The sequence below is a fragment of the Nevskia soli DSM 19509 genome (genome assembly GCF_000711955.1).
Taxonomy (GTDB): domain Bacteria; phylum Pseudomonadota; class Gammaproteobacteria; order Nevskiales; family Nevskiaceae; genus Nevskia; species Nevskia soli.
The window spans coordinates 123711-141817 of the sequence record NZ_JONR01000010.1 but is presented as its reverse complement, the minus strand read 5'-3'; the positions used below and the strand labels follow the sequence as shown (position 1 = coordinate 141817).

Sequence of the window (18107 nt, the reverse complement as noted above, 5' to 3'; positions counted from 1 at the left end):
GGCGTTAATAGTAGCCCTTCGGCTGCAAGGGCTCGACGCCGCCGACGTTCGTCATGTAAGTCTCCCACTGGTTCACCAGCGTGGTGACCACGTCGGAATTCTGCGCCGAAACATCGTCGGTCTCGCCGCGGTCCGTGTCGATGGCGAACAATTCCCAGTGTCCGTCGAGCGGACCCAGCGGCGGCTCGGTCCAGCGCGCCTTCCACTTGCCGTCGGGGCTGCGCAGGTAAGCGCGGCCGTAGGACTCGTCGCCGAAGGGCGCGGTATGGACCTGCCCGCTCGCCTGCCCTTCCAGCACCGGCAGCAAGGACACCCCGGTGACGGGATAGACGTAGCGGTTGTCGTATACCACCTTGCCCTTGTTCTGGTCTACGCCCGTGGCCGGATTGACCAGGGGCGGCGCCGGCACGTTCGGCGGCGTCACGCCGGCCAGGGCGAGGAAGGTGGCGGTATTGTCGGTGACGTGGGTGAAGGCGCCGATGGTCGGCTGCTGCAGCACCTGCCGCGGCAGGTGGACGATGGCCGGCACCGACACGCCGCCCTCGCCGGAATAACCCTTGGTCAGGCTGAAGGGCGTAGCGCTGACCTCGGCCCAGCGGAAACCGTACTGGATCTTCTTGGCGCTGGTCTGGCCGTTGTCCGCGCCCAGGGTTTCGTACACCGGCGACTGCGCATTGGCCTCGTCGGTAGCCGTGGGATCGGCGCCCGAATCGATCGGCCAGCCCTCGGCGCCGTTATCCGACTGGAACATGATGAAGGTGTTGTTGTATTCGCCGATGTCCTTCAGGTGCTGGATCAGCAGGCCGATGTCGTGGTCGAGGTTCTCGACCATGCCGGCATAGATCTCCATGTAGCGCGCCTGCGCCCTCTGCTCCAGCGGCGACAGCGACTCCCATTTCTTGTCGACATAACCCCGGTTGTAGTCGATATAGCCATCGGCGGGGCTGTGCAAGGCGCTGATGTACTTCGCATTGGCGGTGCCGGCATCTGGCGTGGCGGCCGAGCGGGTCAGCGTCTCCGGCAATCCGGCGAAGGGATTGAAGTCCGCCGGGATGATGCCGAGCTGCTTCTGCCGCGCCAGCCGCGCGGCGCGAATCACCTCGTATCCCTGGTCGTACTTGCCGACATAGTTGTGCAGGTAGGGGTCCGGCACCGCCAGCGGCCAGTGCGGCGAGGTGTAGGCGGCGTAGGCGAAGAAGGGCTTGCCGTCGCCGTGATTCAGATCGATGTAGGAAATCAGCTTCTGCGTGTAGAAGTCGGTGGAGTAGAACACGGCCGGGGTGCCGCCCGCCCCGCCGGGCTGTCCCGGCTGCCCGGGCTGCACATAGACGCCATCCTCGGTGTAATTCTTGGAGCCGGCTGCTTCGTGTGCGAAGTGATTGCTGGCGGCACCGCCGAGCAGGGCGTAGCTGTGCTCGAAGCCCCACTGGTCCGGTGTCTGGCCGGCGTTGCCGGTGCTGCCGACGATGCCGGAGCCCAGGTGCCACTTGCCGGCCATGTAGGTGTGATACCCCGCATCCTTCAGCAGCTGCGCGACCGAAAGGGAGCGGTCGTTGAGATAGCCTTCATACCCGGGCAAGCCCTTGCGCTCGTCCGTCGGCGCACCCATGGTGCCTTCGCCGACGAGGTGATGATCGGTGCCGGAGATCAGCATCGAGCGCGTGATGGCGCAGACCGTTCCGGCATGATGGTTGGACAGGATGCGGCCGCTCGCCACCAGCGCATCCAGGTTCGGCGTGTCGATCTCGCCGCCCATGGCATGGATGTCCGAATAGCCGAGATCATCGGCCATGATGTAGAGGATGTTCGGCTGCGCGGGCGGCGGCGCGGCATTGTCGTCGTTGCTGCAAGCAGCCAGCAGGGCGACGGTGGCTGCGGCGATCAGCGTCTTGCGAAAGCCCGGACGCGCGGGCGCCGGAAACTGGAAGCTCATTGTTTTTTTCGGCCGGTGGAGGTGACGGGCCGCGAAATTCTAGTCAGGCGTTCCAGGCATTGAAAATAATCATTTGGCGCGTTCGCGTGCGCTTATGATCTAAGAGTGCAGCGCCGCACCTTGGCATAGTACTTTCAGGTATGACTTTATGATCAATTCCTGGCGCCGGATGTAAAGCTGCTTAACATGACGCAGCCCCGGTGTTTGCGGCAACGCCGGATGCATTGAATGAAATGAATTGCGTCGAAGGACTGGACATAAAAAAAGCCCGCTCGGAAGCGGGCTTTTTCATGCATCAGGCCAGGCTCAGCCCCCCAGGTAGTCGAGTATCCCCTCGGCCGCCTGGCGTCCTTCGAACACCGCGGTGACCACCAGGTCGGAACCGCGCACCATGTCGCCGCCGGCGAAGATCTTGGAGTTGGTCGTCTGGAACTTGCGCTGCTCGGAGGTCTTGATGCGGCCGTCCTGCTGCAGTTCGACGCCGTGCTCGGTGATCCAGGCCGCGGGGCTGGGGCGGAAGCCGAAGGCGATGAGCACGCGGTCGGCGGGAATGACTTCCTCGGAGCCGGCCACCACTTCCGGCTGGCGACGGCCCTTGGCGTCGGGCTTGCCGAGGCGGGTTTCGACCATTTTCACGCCCTCGACCTTGCCGTCGCCGACGATTTCCACCGGCTGGCGGTTGAACAGGAAGCGCACACCCTCTTCCTTGGCGTTGGCGACTTCGCGCTTGGAGCCGGGCATGTTGGCCTCGTCGCGGCGATAGACGCAGGTGACGCGGGCGGCCTGCTGGCGCGCGCTGGTGCGGTTGCAGTCCATCGCCGTGTCACCGCCGCCGAGCACGACCACGCGCTGGCCGCGGACGTCGATGAACTGCGCGGGATCGGTCTCGATGCCCATGACGCGGTTGACGTTGGAGATGAGGAAGGGCAGCGCCTGCGTCACGCCGGGCAGGTCCTCGCCGGGGAAGCCGCCCTTCATCTCGGTGTAGGCGCCCATGCCGAGGAACACGGCATCGTACTCGTTGAGCAGCTGCTCGAACGGGATGTCGCGGCCGATCTCGGTGTTGAGGCGGAACTCGACGCCCATGCCTTCGAGCAGGCCGCGGCGGGTCTTCACCACTTCCTTTTCCAGCTTGAACGGCGGGATGCCGAAGGTGAGCAGGCCGCCGATCTCGCTGTAGCGGTCGTACACCACCGCCTGCACGCCGTTGCGGGTCAGCACGTCGGCGCAGCCGAGGCCGGCCGGGCCGGCGCCGACGATGGCGACGCGCTTGCCGGTGGGGACGACGTTGGACATGTCCGGGCGCCAGCCCTGCTTCACCGCTTCATCGGTGATGTACTTCTCGATGTTGCCGATGCTGACGGCGCCGAAGCCGTCTTCCAGGGTGCAGGCCCCCTCGCACAGGCGATCCTGCGGGCAGATGCGGCCGCAGATCTCCGGCAGGGAGTTGGTCTGGTGCGACAGCTCCGCCGCGGCGAACAGGTTGCCTTCCTGGATCAGCTTCAACCAGTTGGGAATGAAGTTGTGCACCGGGCACTTCCACTCGCAATACGGATTGCCGCAATCGAGGCAGCGCCCGGCCTGGGCCGCGGCCTGGTCGGACTTGAACTGGCCGTAGATCTCGCGGAAATCGTGCAGGCGGATTTCCACCGGGGCTTTCTTCGGATCCTGGCGCGGGAGGTCCAGGAACTGCATTACATTCTTGGCGGCCATTAGCGTACTTCTTCGAAAAAGTGATCAGTGGCTGGTGGCCAGTGACTGGTAAAAGCAAAAGACGGGCGCGTAGCGGCCGTTACCGGCCACTGGCCACTAACCACTGGCCACCGCTTCATCACGCCGCTGCCCGGATGGTGACCAGCAGGGAGCCGATGTCCGCCGCCTTGGGCTTGGCCAGCCAGAACTTGCCGACGTAATCGCGAAAGTCGTCGATGATCTCCTGGCCCCATTCGCTGCCGGTGGCTTCGACGTAGTTGCGCAGCAGGTCCAGCAGGTAGTGGCGGTGGCCTTCCATGTGTTCGGCAACGATGCGATGGATGTCGATGAGTTCGTGGTTGTAGCGGTCGACGAAGTTGCGCTGCTCGTCCAGCACGTAGGCGAAGCCGCCGGTCATGCCCGCGCCGAAGTTGACGCCGACCCTGCCCAGCACCACCACCACGCCGCCGGTCATGTACTCGCAGCCGTGGTCGCCCACGCCTTCCACCACCGCCAGCGCGCCGGAGTTGCGCACGCCGAAGCGCTCGCCCGCGGTACCCGCTGCATAGAGCGTGCCGCCGGTGGCGCCGTAGAGGCAGGTGTTGCCGATGATGACGGTCTTGTTGGTCTCGAAACGCGCCGCGCGCGGCGAGCGGATGACGATGCGCCCGCCGGCCATGCCCTTGCCGACGTAGTCGTTGGCCTCGCCTTCCAGCTCGAGGTTCAGGCCGCCAGCGTTCCAAACGCCGAAGGACTGCCCGGCGGCGCCGCGCAGACGCAGGGTGATCGGCGCATCCGACATGCCGAGGCTGCCGTGGCGCCGCGCGATCTCGCCGGACAGGCGCGCGCCGACCGAACGGTGGGTGTTGTTGACCTCGTACTCGAACACGCCGCCGGCCTTCTTCTCGATGGCGGGCAGGGCGTCGGCCACCATGCGCTCGGCCAACTCGCCCTTGTCGTGCGGCGGATTGGCGCTGGTGCAGAACTGCGAGGACTGGCTGACCATGCCGGCCGCCGACAGGATCGGCGACAGGTCGAGGCCGCGCTGCTTGTCGGTGACGCCCTCGGCGATCTCCAGCAGGTCGGTACGGCCGATCAGCTCGGCCAGGGTGCGCACGCCGAGGCTGGCGAGCCAGATGCGGGTCTCTTCCGCGACGAAGCGGAAGTAGTTCATGGCCATTTCCGGCAGGCCGACGAAGTGGCTGCTGCGCAGCACCTTGTTCTGCGTGGCGACGCCGGTGGCGCAGTTGTTGAGATGGCAGATGCGCAGGTACTTGCAGCCCAGCGCAACCATCGGCCCGGTGCCGAAGCCGAAGCTCTCGGCGCCGAGGATGGCCGCCTTGATCACGTCGAGGCCGGTCTTGAGGCCGCCGTCGGTCTGCACGCGGACCTTGTCGCGCAGGCCGTTGAGGCGCAGCGTCTGGTGCGTCTCGGACAGGCCCAGCTCCCACGGCGTGCCGGCGTACTTGACCGAGGTCAGGGGGCTGGCGCCGGTGCCACCGTCGTAGCCGGAGATGGTGATCAGGTCGGCATAGGCCTTGGCCACGCCGGCGGCGATGGTGCCGACGCCGGGGCCGGAGACCAGCTTGACCGAGACCAGGGCCTGCGGGTTGACCTGCTTCAGGTCGAAGATCAGCTGGGCCAGGTCTTCGATCGAGTAGATGTCGTGGTGCGGCGGCGGCGAGATCAGCGCCACGCCGGGCCGCGCATAGCGCAGCCGCGCGATCATCTCGTTGACCTTGTCGCCGGGCAGCTGGCCGCCTTCACCGGGCTTGGCGCCCTGCGCCACCTTGATCTGCAGCACTTCGGCGTTGATCAGGTATTCCGGCGTCACGCCGAAGCGGCCGGAGGCGACCTGCTTGATCTTGGAAGTCTTCTCGGTGCCGTAACGCGCCGGGTCTTCGCCGCCCTCGCCGCTGTTGGATCGGCCGCCGAGGCGGTTCATGGCGATGGCCAGGGCTTCGTGCGCTTCCGGCGACAGGGCGCCGAGCGACATGCCGGCGGAGTCGAAGCGCTTGAGGATCTTCTCGATCGGCTCGACTTCCTCCAGCGCGATCGGCTCGGCCTTGCCGCTGAGCTTGAGCAGGTCGCGGAAAGTCGCCACGGGGCGCAGGTTGACCAGGTCGGCGTAGACCTTGTAGTCGTCGTACTCGCCGGAGCGCACCGCCTTGTGCAGGGTGTTGATGATGTCCGGGTTGTAGGCGTGGTACTCGCCGTTGTTGACGTACTTGTACAGGCCGCCCTGTTCCACCGGCTTGCGCGGGGTCCAGGCCAGCAGCGACAGCTGGGTCTGCTCGCCTTCCAGTTCGGCGAAGCGCGCGCCCTGGATGCGGCTGACGGTGCCTTCGAAGCACAGGTTCACGATCTCGTCGTGCAGGCCGACGATCTCGAACAGCTGGGCGCCGCGATAGCTCGAGATGGTGCTGATGCCCATCTTCGACATGATCTTGTACAGGCCCTTGTTGATGCCCTTGCGGTACGAGGCGGCCAGTTCTTCCGGCGCCTTGCCCTTGATCTCGCCGTTGCGCGCCATCTCGTAGAGGCTGGCGTAGGCGAGGTACGGGTAGACGCAGGAGGCGCCGTAGCCGATGAGGCAGGCGAACTGGTGCGGATCGCGCGCCACCGCGGTCTCGACGATGATGTTGCAGTCGCAGCGCAGGCCTTCGCGGATCAGGCGGTGCTGCAGCGCGCCGACGGCGAGCAGGGCATGGATCGGCAGCTTGTCGCGGGCGATGTTGCGGTCGGACAGCACCAGCACCACGCTGCCGGCCTTGACCGCTTCCAGGGCGCGCTCGCACAGCGCCTCGAGCGCGGCGCGCAGGCCGAGCTTCGGCTCGTAGTTGAGGTCGATGACGGTGTGGGGATAGCCGTCCTCGCCCAGCGACAGCAGCTTGCGGAACTTGGCCTCGGACAGCACCGGCGAGTCGACCAGCAGGCGCGCGGCGCGCTCCGGGGTCTCGTCGAACATGCCGCGCTCGGCGCCGAGCGAGCACTCCAGCGACATCACGATCTGCTCGCGCAGCGGGTCGATCGGCGGGTTGGTGACCTGGGCGAATTGCTGGCGGAAGTAGTCGAACAGCGAGCGCACCTTGGCCGAGAGCACGGCGAACGGCGTGTCGTCGCCCATCGAGCCGACGGTTTCCTGCCCGGTCTCGGCCAGGGTGCGCAGCACTTCGCCGCGCTCTTCCTGGCTCAGCTGGAACAGCTTCTGGTACACCGCCACGCTTTCCGGGTGCAGTTTGTCCAGCGCCGCCGGATCGTCGTGCAGCGAGGATTCGAGGCGCCGGATGTTGCGCTTCAGCCACTGCTTGTAGGGCTGGCGCGCGGCCAGCATGCGGTCGATGTCCATCGGCCGCAGCAGGCTGCCGGACTCGGTGTCGATGGCCAGCATCTGGCCCGGGCGCAGGCGGCCCTTCTCGACCACGTCCTCGATCGGCACTTCGTTGACGCCGATTTCGGAGGCCAGGGTGATGATGCGGTCGCGGGTGATGACGTAGCGCGTCGGGCGCAGGCCATTGCGATCGGTGGCGCAGACGGCGTAGCGGCCGTCGGTCAGCACGATGCCGGCCGGGCCGTCCCAGGGCTCCATCTGCAGCGAGTTGTACTCGTAGAAAGCGCGCACGTCGGCGTCGAGACTCTCGACGTTCTGCCAGGCCGGCGGGATCAGGCCGCGCATCGCGGCGAACAGGTCCATGCCGCCGGCGAGCAGCACTTCCAGCATGTTGTCCAGGCTCTGCGAGTCGGAGCCACTGAGCGAGACCAGCGGCGCGATCTCGTCGATGTCGGTGAGGTCCTCGCACTGGTACTTGTAGCGGCGCGCCTGTGCCCACATGCGGTTGCCGGCGATGGTGTTGATCTCGCCGTTGTGCGCCAGGAAGCGGAACGGGTGCGCCAGCCGCCACTGCGGCAGGGTGTTGGTCGAAAAGCGCTGGTGGAACACGCAGATCGAGCTTTCCAGGCGCGGGTCGGACAGGTCGGTGTACAGCACCGGCAGGTAGGCCGGCATCACCAAGCCCTTGTAGACGATGACGCGGCAGGACAGGTGGGTGACGTAGAACTCGGTGTCGCCCTCCGCCTCGAGGATCTTCTCGGCGCGGCGGCGCGCCTTGTACAGCTTCAGCTCGAAGGTGAACTTGTGGGTGCCGCTGGCGGGCACGATGAACACCTGCTCGATGCGCGGCAGGGTCTTCAGCGCCTCGGCGCCGCAGGCGTCCGGATTGATCGGCAATTCGCGCCAGCCCAGCACCTTGAGGCCGTGGTGGGCGCAGGCGTCGCCGAGCACCTCGCGCGCCCGCGCGGCGCGGGCCGGGTCCTGCGACAGGAAGATGTTGCCGGCGCAGTAGTGCTCGCCCAGCTTGAACTTGAGTTCGGCGGCCTTCGCGCGCAGGAAGCGGTCCGGCTTCTTCATCAGCAGGCCGCAGCCGTCGCCGGTCTTGCCGTCGGCGGCGATGGCGCCGCGATGGGTCATGCGTCCCAGGGCATGAATGGCGGTTTTCACCAGCTTATGGCTGGCTTGATCGTCCATCTGGGCGATCATGCCGAAGCCGCAGGCGTCGTGTTCGAACTCGGGGCTGTACAGGCCCGGCTGTGCTGGGTGACTCATGACCGTGTGCCTCTGGCCCCCCACGGGGCCTTTTTGCGGCGGCGCGCCACCCTGCCGCGCGTGCGGCCTTTTTATCGGGCCAGACAGGAAAGCAGGGTGGATGGACGCGCGGCGAACAGTTTCGCCGCAGCGCAACATCGCATTATAGAAGCGGTTTCCAATCCGTCAATGACGGGCCGGCCCGCCCGGCCATTTCCGGCCACCGGCGCGGCTGGCGGCCGCTTTTCCCGGATTTTTCCGCTGCCCCGGAAGCCGCCTTGCGCGGCCTCCGGGGGAACCCTGGAAAAAGGGCCTCAGGAGAACATCAGGTAGCGCCCCACGCCGATGATCAGCAGCCAGGCCAGGATGGCCAGGGTCCAGGCGAAGTTGTGGCGGATCACCTCGCCCTCGTTGCGCACGAACTTGGTGGTGGCGACGCCGACGCTGCAGGTCTGCGGAGCGATCGGCTTGCCCACCTCGGCGCCGACCGAGTTCAGCGTCGGCAGCAGCAGCGGCGGCAGGCCGAGCAGCTTGCCGACCAGCATCTGCACCGCGCCGAACATGGCGTTGGTGGAGGTGTTGCTGCCCGACAAGGCCACGCCGATCATGCCCAGGATGGGGGCGAAGACGATGAACCACAGGCCCATGTGCGACAGCGCGCTGGCCAGCGAGGCGGCCATGCCGGAGTAGTTGTAGACATAGGCCAGTCCGAAGACGAAGACGCCGACCAGGGCGGCGCCCCAGATCTGGAACGCGGTCTTGGCGAAGATCTCGCGCAGCTGCCTGAAGCTCGGGCGCAGCAGGGCGATCACCACCAGCCAGGAGGCGAAGATGGCGGTGCCGCCGACGTAGGGCTTGAAGTCGAAGGCCGAGCTGATGGGCTTCTGCGTCACCGAGGAAATGGCTTCGACCTTCATCGACAGCCAGGAGATCTTGGGCAGGCTGGACCAGGGGCCGGTCCAGGCCACCACCACCACGATCAGCACCAGGAAAGGCAGCCAGGCGCCGAATACCTCGCCGGCGGACGGCGCCGCGGCCCTGTTGGCGGCGGCGGCGATATCGGCCTGCGACACCGGTACGCCGCCGTAGCCGAGCACGGTCTTCGGCCGCCACACCTTGATCAGCGCCAGCAGGGCGATGAAGCAGACGATGGAGCCGGTGACGTCGGGCAGGTAGGGCCCGAGGTACACGGCCACCGGCAATTGGCCGGCAACGTAAGCGAGCGAGCCGACGATGGCGAGCGGCCAGCCGTCGCGCAGGCCGGCGCGGCCGGACACCAGGTAGATCAGGATCCACGGCGGCAGCAGGGCCAGCACGGCGACGACGTAGCCGACCGAGGCCGACAGGTCGAGCAGCGGCAGGCCGGTGACCGCGGCCAGGGCGATGATCGGCGCGCCGAGAGCGCCGTAGGAGACCGGCGCATTGTTGGCGATGGCGGCGACGCGGATGGCGTCGATGTCCGGGATGCGCAGGGAGATCAGCAGGGGCGCCACCACCGCCCAGGGATAGCCGAAGCCGACCAGGCCTTCGAGGAGGGCGCCGAAGGCCCAGGCGAACAGCAGGGTCTGGATGCGCACGTCGAGCGTGCCCTGCGATACCAGCCAGGCGCGCAGCCGCTCGAAGCGGCCGGTGATGACCAGGGTGTTGAACAGCATCAGGCCCCAGAAGGTGATCCAGTCCACCGCCCAGGCGCCGTTGAGGCTGCCGTAGAAGTAGGAGCGCGCGCCGCTGTCCAGCGGCATGCCCCAGACCAGCCAGGCGAGCAGGAAGGTGACGACGGAACCGATCATCGCCGCCAGCCAGGCGGTGCGGCGCAGCCACACCAGCAGGAGCAGCAGCACCGCCAGGGGAACCAGGGCAACGGCGGCGGTAGCCGCCATGTTGCCCAGCGGATCGAGCACTTGGTTGAACACGATCATCTCCTCCGAGGCGTTCCGTCGTGCGGAACGTCGATTGAACCCGGTTTTTTATGCCTCCGCCCCCGCGCTCCATGCCGCGTCCGGCGGGGTTTATGCGCTGGAATATAGACCCCTGTGAGTGTCCGCGGGTTACCGTCCGGTTGTCCTACGACTAAAGTCGTACGCAGATGTACCGCGACAAGCAGGCAAGGCCGCGCCGCGTGCAGGCAGAATTGGCGCTCGCCTTGCGGTACCGTAGCCAGGCTCATCCCCGAACGCGCCAGCCGATGTCCGCCACCGCCATGAATGCCGCCCCCTCCGCCAGCGCAGCCGCCCTGTTGCCGCGGCTGCGTGCCGCACTGCCGGGCGAGGCCCTGCTGACCGAGGCGGAGGACCTGCATCCCTACGAATGCGATGGCCTGTCGGTCTATCGCGGGGTACCGCTGGCGGTGGCCTTGCCCGCCACCGCCGAGGCGGCGGCGCAGGTGCTGCGGCTGTGCCGTGAAGCCGGCGTGCCAGTCATCGCGCGCGGCGCCGGCACCGGGCTGTCCGGCGGCGCCACACCACGTGCCGGCACGGTGGTGCTGTCGCTGGCCAGGCTCAACCGCATCCTGGAGATCGACCCGCTGGCGCGCGTGGCGCGGGTGCAGCCCGGCGTGCGCAACCTCGCCATCTCGGAAGCGGCGGCGCCGCTGGGCCTGTATTACGCGCCCGATCCATCGAGCCAGATCGCCTGCACCATCGGCGGCAACGTCGCGGAGAACTCCGGCGGCGTGCATTGCCTCAAGTACGGCCTCACCGTGCACAACCTGCTGCGGCTGAAAGTGGCGACCATCGACGGCGAGATCATAGAACTGGGTGCGGAGGCGCTGGACGCGCCGGGCTACGACCTGCTGGCGCTGTTCACCGGGTCGGAAGGGCTGCTCGGCGTGGTGGTGGAAGCCACGGTGCGGCTGATCCCGAAACCGGAGTGCGCGCGCGTGGTGCTGGCCGCGTTCGACGACCTGGGCAAGGCCGGCCAGGCGGTGGCGGACATCATCGGCGCCGGCATCATTCCCGCCGGGCTGGAGCTGATGGACCAGCCCGCCATCGCCGCGGTGGAGCCCTTCGTCCACGCCGGCTATCCGCTCGACGCGGCGGCGATCCTGCTGTGCGAGTCCGACGGCACGCCGGAGGAGGTGGCGGAGGAGATCGTGCGCATGGAAGCGGTGATGAGCGCCGCCGGCGCCACCGATTGCCGCGTCTCGCGCGACGAGGCCGAGCGCCTGCGCTTCTGGGCCGGCCGCAAGGCCGCCTTCCCGGCGGTGGGCCGCATCTCGCCGGACTATTACTGCATGGACGGTTCGATTCCGAAGAAATGCCTGGCCGCGGTGCTGGAGGCGATCCGCGGCATGGAGCGCAAGTACGGACTGCGTTGCGCCAACGTGTTCCACGCCGGCGACGGCAACCTGCATCCGCTGATCCTGTTCGACGCCAACAAGCCGGACGAGCTGCATCGCACCGAAGCCTTCGGCGGCGAGATCCTGGAATTGTGCGTGCGCCACGGCGGCAGCATCACCGGCGAGCATGGCGTGGGCATCGAGAAGATCGACCAGATGTGCGTGCAGTTCGGCAGCGAGGAGCTGGAAGTGTTCCATGCGCTGAAGCACGCTTTCGATCCCGAGGGCCTGCTCAACCCCGGCAAGGCGGTGCCGACCCTGCACCGCTGCGCCGAGTTCGGCCGCATGAAGGTGCACGGGGGACAACTGCCGCATCCCGAACTGCCGCGATTCTAGGATCATGGAATCCATTCCCATGAGCGAAGACGTGGCGGCGCTGAGCGAGCGCATTCTCGCCGCGGCGGCAAACGGCCGCGCGCTGTGCATCCGCGGCGCCGGCAGCAAGGATTTCTACGGCGGCCCTCTGCAGGGCGAGCCGCTCGATACCATCGGCCTGCGCGGCATCGTCGATTACGAGCCGACCGAGCTGGTGGTGACGGCGCGCGCCGGCACACCGCTGGCGGAACTGGAAGCGGCGCTGGCCGAGCGCGGCCAGGTGCTGCCGTTCGAGCCGCCGCGTTTCGGCGGCGGCACACTGGGCGGCGCGGTAGCTGCCGGCCTGTCCGGCCCACGCCGGCCTTATGCCGGTGCGGCGCGCGATTTCGTGCTGGGCCTGCGCCTGCTCGACGGCCAGGGAAGACATCTGCGCTTCGGCGGCCAGGTGATCAAGAACGTCGCCGGCTTCGACGTGTCGCGCCTGCTGACCGGCAGCCTCGGCACCCTGGGGCTGCTCACCGAGGTGACGCTGAAGACGCTGCCGCGACCGCCGGCGGAAACGAGCCTGCGCTTCGAACTGGACGAAGCCACGGCGCTGCGCCGCATGAACGAGTGGGCGGCGCGGCCCCTGCCGCTGTCGGCGAGCAGCTACCACGATGGTGCGTTGCGACTGCGCCTGTCGGGCGCCGAAGCGGCGGTGCGCGAGGCCTGCGGCAAGCTGGGCGGCGTAGCGTTTTCCGGCGGTGATTACTGGGATGGGCTGCGCGACCAGCACGATGCTTTCTTCAAGAGCGCGGCGACGCTGTGGCGCGTATCGCTGCCGCAGACCGCGCCCCCCCTGCGCGGCGACGCGCCCCAACTGATCGAATGGGGCGGCGCCCTGCGCTGGCTGGCCGGTTCACAGGATGCGGTGGCGTTGCGCCGGCAGGCGGCCGAACTGGGCGGCCATGCCACGCTGTTCCGCGGCGCCGACAAATCCGCCGGTGTATTCCAGCCGCTGCCGGCCGCGCTGGCGCAGCTGCACCGGCGCATCAAGGCGGTGCTCGATCCCGCCGGCATCTTCAATCGCGGCCGCCTCTACCCGGAATTCTGAAGAGACCCCCGCCCGTGCAAACCCAGCTCCTGGCCTCGCTGCTCGAAACCGCCGACGGACGCGAGGCCGATTCGATCCTGCGCAAATGCGTGCACTGCGGCTTCTGCACCGCCACCTGCCCCACCTACCAGCTGCTCGGCGACGAACTCGACGGGCCGCGCGGACGCATCTACCTGATCAAGCAGGCGCTGGAAGGCGCACCGGTCACGCGCAAGACGCAGCTGCACCTGGACCGCTGCCTGACCTGCCGCTCCTGCGAGACCACCTGCCCTTCCGGCGTGCGCTACGGCCGGCTGCTGGACATCGGGCGGCAGCATGTCGAGCACGCCGTGCCGCGCGGCCCGTGGCAGCGGCTGCAACGCAGGGCACTGCTGCTGTTGCTGCCGAACCGGCCGCTGTTCGGCCTGCTGCTGGCGTTGGGCCGGCTGCTGCGGCCCTTGCTGCCGGTACGGCTGCGCCAGTCGGTGCCGCCCCTGCAACCGGCAGGCGACTGGCCGACGGCGCAGCACGCGCGGCGCATGCTGCTGCTGGAAGGCTGCGTGCAGCCGGCGATCGCCCCGGTCATCGACCGGGCGGCGGCCCGCGTGCTGGACCGCGCCGGCGTCACCCTGGTGCGCGCCGCCGGGGCCGCCAGCTGCTGCGGCGCCCTGGCGCATCACCTGTCGGAAGAAGAGCGGGCGTTGCAGCAGGCGCGCCGCAACATCGACGCCTGGTGGCCGGAGATCGAGCGCGGCGCGGAAGCGGTGCTGGTCACCGCCAGCGGCTGCGGCGTGATGGTGAAGGATTACGGCACGCTGCTGCGCGAGGATGCGCGTTATGCCGAGAAGGCGGCGCGGGTCTCCGCGCTGTTCCGCGACCTGAGCCAGGTGGTGGCGGCCGAAGCGGCGCGCCTGCCGCCGATCCCGCAAATGAAGGCACGGATCGCAGTGCATTCGCCCTGCACGTTGCAGCACGGTTTACAGATCCGCGGCGTGGTGGAGGAGTTGCTGCGCAAAGCCGGCTTCACCCTGCTGCCGGTGGCCGACGGGCATCTCTGCTGCGGCTCCGCCGGCACCTATTCGATCCTGCAACCGGAACTGTCGCAGCGACTGCGCAACAACAAGCTGGCAGCATTGCAGGCCGGGGCACCGGAGACCATCGTCACCGCCAACATCGGCTGCCTGACCCACCTGGGCGCCGGCAGCGAACGGCCGGTGCGGCACTGGATCGAACTGCTGGACGAGGCGCTGACCTAAGTCAGCGCCGGTCTTTCAGGCCGGCACGAACACGATCTTGTGGCTGCCGGCGTCGCCGGCCAGTTCCCGGTAGACCTTGACGGCTTCGCTGAGCAAGCGTTCTTGCGGCGGGGGCGGCGGCGGCAGCAGGCCGGTGGCGAAGGCGATGCTGAAGCGGTCCAGCATGGCCGCGCAGGCGCGGCTGTCGTATAGCAGCGAGTTGATGCCGATGATGCTGCCGCCACGGCGATACAGGTCGAGCAGGGGCAGCTCGCTGACCCCGCCCGGCGGCGCGGCGATGGTGGCGATGCGGCCGAATTCGGCCAGGGCCGCCACCGAGGGGCCGAGCCAGGCGCCGGTGGTATCGAAAATCAGGTCGGCGCCGGCCGGGTAATATCGGCGCACCGCGGTGGAAAGGTCCTCGCTCTCGCCCAGCAGGATGGCCTCGAAGCCTTCCGCCGTCAGCTGCTCGACCTGCGCGGGACGGCGTACCGCGCCGATCACCTGGGCGCCGCACCAGCGGCCCAGGGCCATGGCGGCACGGCCCACGGCGCCGGCGGCGCCGATCACCAGCAGGCCCTCGCCGGGAGAGATGCCGCTGCGCTCGAGCGCATCCCAGGCCGTGGTGTAGGGGACGCCACAACTCGCCGCCTGGGCGAACGTGAGCAGCGAGGGCTTGGGGGCGATGCCGTCCTGCGGCACGGCGATACGCTCGGCGTGGCTGCCGTCGCGGACGAAGCCGAATTCCTTGCCGGTACCCCACACTTCTTCGCCGATCATCTCGGCCGGGCCGTCGATGACCACGCCGGCGAAATCGCGGCCCGGAGTGCGAGGCAGGGTGGTATAGGGGAAGCGGCCCAGCACGTTCTTGACGTCGCTGGGATTGAGACCGGCGGCGCAGACTTCCACCACCACCTCGCCCGGCTGCGGGCGCGGCGGCGCGATGGTCTGGAGGGACAGCGCGTCGAGGCTGCCGGTATGGTCGAAACGGAGTGCTTTCATCATGGGGCGGGAGTTTAAAGCAGTTGCTGGTGCTTAGTGGTCAGTAAAAGCACACTCTTTCTGCCGTTACCAATCACCAGCCACCAATCACTGACCACTAGCTTCAGCGCAGGCGCCGCGGATCGAACAGGCGCTCGTACTCGTCGATGGCGTAGCGGTCGGTCATACCGGCGATGTAGTCGGCGACCACGCGGGCGCGGCCATTGTCGCCGGCTTCCTGGTGCGCCGCCTCGGCCTGGGCGGAAAACTCCGGCAGCAGCAGGCGCGGATCGGAGTTCAGCGCGGTGAACAGCTCTTTCACCACCTTCTGCGCCTTCACCGTCATGCGGTAGACCTGGTGGTGACGGTAGAGCTGGTCGCGCAGGAAGCTCTTCAGTTCCAGATTTTCGGCCAGGATCTCCGCGCCGAACCCGACCAGGGGTTTGGACTGGGCACGCACCTCGTCCGGATGTTTCGGCTTGAGCTTGCGCAGGCGCGCGGCGGTCTGCTCCACCAGGTCGGAGACCAGGGTGTTGATCATGCGGCGGATGGTTTCGTGGCGCAGCTGCTTCGGCGTCAGGCTGGAGTAGGCCTTCAGCACCTGGTCGTGGTGGCGCGCGAACAACGGCACCTCGCGCAGCTGCTCGATGCTGAGCAGCCGTGCGCGCAGGCCGTCGTCGACGTCGTGGTTGTTGTAGGCGATCTCGTCGGCGAGGTTGGCCAGCTGCGCTTCCAGGCCGGGCTGCTGCTTCCTGATGAAGCGCTGGCCGATATCGCCGAGGGTGCGGGCGCGCTTCAGCGAACAGTGCTTGAGGATGCCCTCGCGCGTCTCGAAGCTGAGATTGAGGCCGCGGAAGTCGGCGTACTTGTCCTCCAGCTCGTCGACCACGCGCAGCGACTGGGCGTTGTGCTCGAAGCCGCCGTAGGGGCGCATGCATTCGTTCAGCGCGTCCTGCCCGGCATGGCCGAACGGCGTGTGGCCCAGGTCGTGCGCCAGGGCGATGGCCTCCACCAGGTCTTCGTTGAGCGACAGCGAGCGGGCGATGGTGCGGCCGATCTGCGCCACTTCCAGCGAATGGGTCAGGCGGGTGCGGAACAGGTCGCCTTCGTGGTTGACGAAGACCTGGGTCTTGTACTCCAGGCGGCGGAAGGCGGCGGAATGCACGATGCGATCGCGGTCGCGCTGGTATTCGCTGCGGTGGGCCGGAGGAGCTTCGGGAAAGCGCCGGCCGCGCGAGTTCTCATCGTGCGCGGCGTAGGCGGCGAGCGGCTTCATCGTGGTCGTCCGTTTGTTTCGAGCTTCAGCCACAGAAATCCGCGAGGGTCTGCTCCAGGGCATCGGGATCGAAGTCGGCGGTGACCACGGCTTCGCCGATGGCGCGCAGCAACACCAGCCGCACGCGGCCGCCGGCCACTTTCTTGTCCAACGCCATCAGCCGGCGGAAATCCTCGGGCGTCATGCCTTGCGGCGGCCGCACCGGCAGGCCGGCGCGCTTGACCAGCACGGAAACGCGTTCGGCGTCCGCCGCCGCGATCCAGCCCAGGCGCGCCGACATCGCCGCCGCCATGCACAGGCCCAGCCCGACTGCCTCGCCGTGCAGCCATGACTGGTATTTCGTATAGGTCTCGACGGCGTGGCCGAAGGTGTGGCCGAGGTTGAGCATGGCGCGCGGACCGGCGCCGCCGTGGAGCGATTCGCGCTCGTCGGCGGCGACGATGCGCGCCTTGAGGGCGCAGCAACGCTCGATGGCATCGGCCAGGGTCTCGGCATCCAGCGCCAGCAGGCGGTCGAGGTCGCGCTCCAGCCGGGCGAACAGCGAGGCATCGCCGAGCAGGCCGCACTTGATCACTTCGGACAGGCCGGCGGCCAGCTCGCGCGGCGGCAGGGTGCGCAGGGTGTCGGTATCGGCGATCACCGCGCGCGGCTGGTGGAAGGCGCCGATCATGTTCTTGCCGCGGGCGTGATTGACGCCGGTCTTGCCACCGACGCTGGAATCGACCTGGGCCAGCAGGGTGGTGGGAATCTGCACGAAGTCGATGCCGCGCTGGTACAGCGCGGCGCAGAAACCGGTGAGGTCGCCGATGACGCCGCCGCCCAGGGCCACCAGCACGCCGTCGCGCGGCAGGCGCGCCTGCAGCAGCCAGTCCAGCACGACTTCGGCGTTGGCCCAGGTCTTCTGCGTTTCGCCCGCCGGCAGCACCAGCGCCTCGGCCGGGCTCAGGCCGAGCGCCTTGAGCAGGGGCTCCAGGTAGAGCGGCGCGACGTTGGCATCGGTGACGATGCGCACCAGGCGGCTGCGCAGCAGCTTGTAGCTGTCCGGCTCGGCCAGCAGGTGCGGGCCGATGCGGATGCCGTAGCCGCGCTCGCCGAGTTCCACGCGCAGTTCGCGCGCGGCGGCTTCAGAGCGCGGTCGCCGGGCGGGAGAAGTGGTCTTCGATTTCGCGCGCGAGCGTGCGGGCGTTGCGTCCGTCGGTGTGGAGGACGAGGTCGGCGATTTCACGGTAGAGCGGGTCGCGGGTCAGGAATAGCCGTTCCAGCGTGTCACGTCGGTTGCCGCCCTGCAATAGCGGGCGGGTGTCGGAGCGCTCGGTGCGGGCCAGCTGCTGCTCGATACTGGCATGCAGGTAGACCACGAAACCACGCGCCGACAGCCACTGCCGGTTATCCGGATCGAGGATGGCGCCGCCGCCGGTGGCCAGCACCAGGCTATGCCGCTGGGTCAGCTCGCAGATCGCCTGGCGCTCGCGGCGGCGAAAGCCGGCCTCGCCTTCCTTTTCGAAGATGAAGGCGATATTGACCCCGGTGCGCGCTTCCACTTCCTGGTCGCTGTCGACGAAGTCCAGGCCCCGCGCCTCGGCCAGACGGCGGCCGATAGTGGTCTTGCCGGCGCCCATCGGGCCGATCAGGAAGATATTGGCGGATTTGAGCATTGCGGCGGCGGCTTCAACAGCCGGCCGGG

General features: G+C 68.1%; 11 protein-coding genes. 3 read left to right on the top strand and 8 right to left on the bottom strand.

Going from position 1 to position 18107, the window contains the following annotated elements; all coding sequences use genetic code 11:
* Positions 1–4: 4 nt before the first annotated feature.
* From BP26_RS0106920 to BP26_RS0106905, 4 genes are all read right to left on the bottom strand, one after another.
* On the bottom strand, positions 5–1933 hold the full coding sequence (locus tag BP26_RS0106920; RefSeq protein WP_051748504.1) for an arylsulfatase: 1929 nt from the start codon (positions 1931–1933) through the stop codon (positions 5–7).
* 306 nt (positions 1934–2239) lie between these two features.
* Positions 2240–3646, bottom strand: a complete 1407-nt coding sequence (locus tag BP26_RS0106915; protein ID WP_029919845.1) for an FAD-dependent oxidoreductase — start codon at positions 3644–3646, stop codon at positions 2240–2242.
* 118 nt (positions 3647–3764) lie between these two features.
* Positions 3765–8228: a glutamate synthase large subunit gene (gene gltB, locus BP26_RS0106910; RefSeq protein WP_029919844.1), complete on the bottom strand. Its 4464-nt coding sequence runs from the start codon at positions 8226–8228 to the stop codon at positions 3765–3767.
* Positions 8229–8521: 293 nt separating this feature from the next.
* Positions 8522–10120, bottom strand: a complete 1599-nt coding sequence (locus tag BP26_RS0106905) for an L-lactate permease (protein WP_029919843.1) — start codon at positions 10118–10120, stop codon at positions 8522–8524.
* 272 nt (positions 10121–10392) lie between these two features.
* Between BP26_RS0106905 and BP26_RS0106900 the strand changes: the two genes are divergently transcribed.
* Genes BP26_RS0106900 through glcF form a run of 3 tightly spaced genes read left to right on the top strand, consistent with a single transcriptional unit; the run spans position 10393 to position 14187 of the window.
* The gene (locus BP26_RS0106900; RefSeq protein ID WP_051748502.1) at positions 10393–11880 is read left to right on the top strand and encodes an FAD-linked oxidase C-terminal domain-containing protein; all 1488 of its coding nucleotides are present in this window, start codon (positions 10393–10395) and stop codon (positions 11878–11880) included.
* A 19-nt stretch (positions 11881–11899) separates the two neighbouring features.
* Complete coding sequence (gene glcE, locus BP26_RS0106895; RefSeq protein ID WP_029919841.1) at positions 11900–12952, top strand: glycolate oxidase subunit GlcE; 1053 nt, start codon at positions 11900–11902, stop codon at positions 12950–12952.
* A gap of 14 nt (positions 12953–12966) precedes the next feature.
* Positions 12967–14187 (top strand): glycolate oxidase subunit GlcF, encoded by a 1221-nt coding sequence (gene glcF / locus BP26_RS0106890; RefSeq protein ID WP_029919840.1) that lies wholly within the window; start codon positions 12967–12969, stop codon positions 14185–14187.
* Between the two features lie 15 nt (positions 14188–14202).
* On the opposite strand, the gene BP26_RS0106885 is transcribed toward glcF, so the two are convergent.
* From BP26_RS0106885 to aroK, 4 genes are all read right to left on the bottom strand, one after another.
* Positions 14203–15168 carry a quinone oxidoreductase family protein gene (locus BP26_RS0106885; protein WP_029919839.1) on the bottom strand — a complete coding sequence of 322 codons (966 nt, stop codon included), beginning with the start codon at positions 15166–15168 and terminating at the stop codon, positions 14203–14205.
* 103 nt (positions 15169–15271) lie between these two features.
* Positions 15272–16423: a deoxyguanosinetriphosphate triphosphohydrolase gene (locus tag BP26_RS0106880; RefSeq protein ID WP_029919838.1), complete on the bottom strand. Its 1152-nt coding sequence runs from the start codon at positions 16421–16423 to the stop codon at positions 15272–15274.
* Positions 16424–16448: 25 nt separating this feature from the next.
* Entirely contained in the window at positions 16449–17531 is a 1083-nt protein-coding gene (aroB, locus tag BP26_RS0106875) for a 3-dehydroquinate synthase (protein ID WP_029919837.1), read from the bottom strand.
* Between the two features lie 16 nt (positions 17532–17547).
* A complete protein-coding gene (aroK, locus tag BP26_RS0106870) occupies positions 17548–18078 on the bottom strand; it encodes a shikimate kinase AroK (protein ID WP_029919836.1) in 531 nt (176 codons plus the stop codon).
* Between the last annotated feature and the right edge of the window lie 29 nt (positions 18079–18107).

What these genes read in the sequence shown, in the direction of transcription:
- BP26_RS0106920 (WP_051748504.1), bottom strand. Translation starts at nt 1,933, where the DNA reads ATGAGCTTCCAGTTTCCGGCGCCCGCGCGTCCGGGCTTTCGCAAGACG.
- BP26_RS0106915 (WP_029919845.1), bottom strand. Translation starts at nt 3,646, where the DNA reads ATGGCCGCCAAGAATGTAATGCAGTTCCTGGACCTCCCGCGCCAGGAT.
- gltB (WP_029919844.1), bottom strand. Translation starts at nt 8,228, where the DNA reads ATGAGTCACCCAGCACAGCCGGGCCTGTACAGCCCCGAGTTCGAACAC.
- BP26_RS0106900 (WP_051748502.1), top strand. Translation starts at nt 10,393, where the DNA reads ATGTCCGCCACCGCCATGAATGCCGCCCCCTCCGCCAGCGCAGCCGCC.
- glcE (WP_029919841.1), top strand. Translation starts at nt 11,900, where the DNA reads ATGAGCGAAGACGTGGCGGCGCTGAGCGAGCGCATTCTCGCCGCGGCG.
- BP26_RS0106885 (WP_029919839.1), bottom strand. Translation starts at nt 15,168, where the DNA reads ATGAAAGCACTCCGTTTCGACCATACCGGCAGCCTCGACGCGCTGTCC.
- BP26_RS0106880 (WP_029919838.1), bottom strand. Translation starts at nt 16,423, where the DNA reads ATGAAGCCGCTCGCCGCCTACGCCGCGCACGATGAGAACTCGCGCGGC.
- aroK (WP_029919836.1), bottom strand. Translation starts at nt 18,078, where the DNA reads ATGCTCAAATCCGCCAATATCTTCCTGATCGGCCCGATGGGCGCCGGC.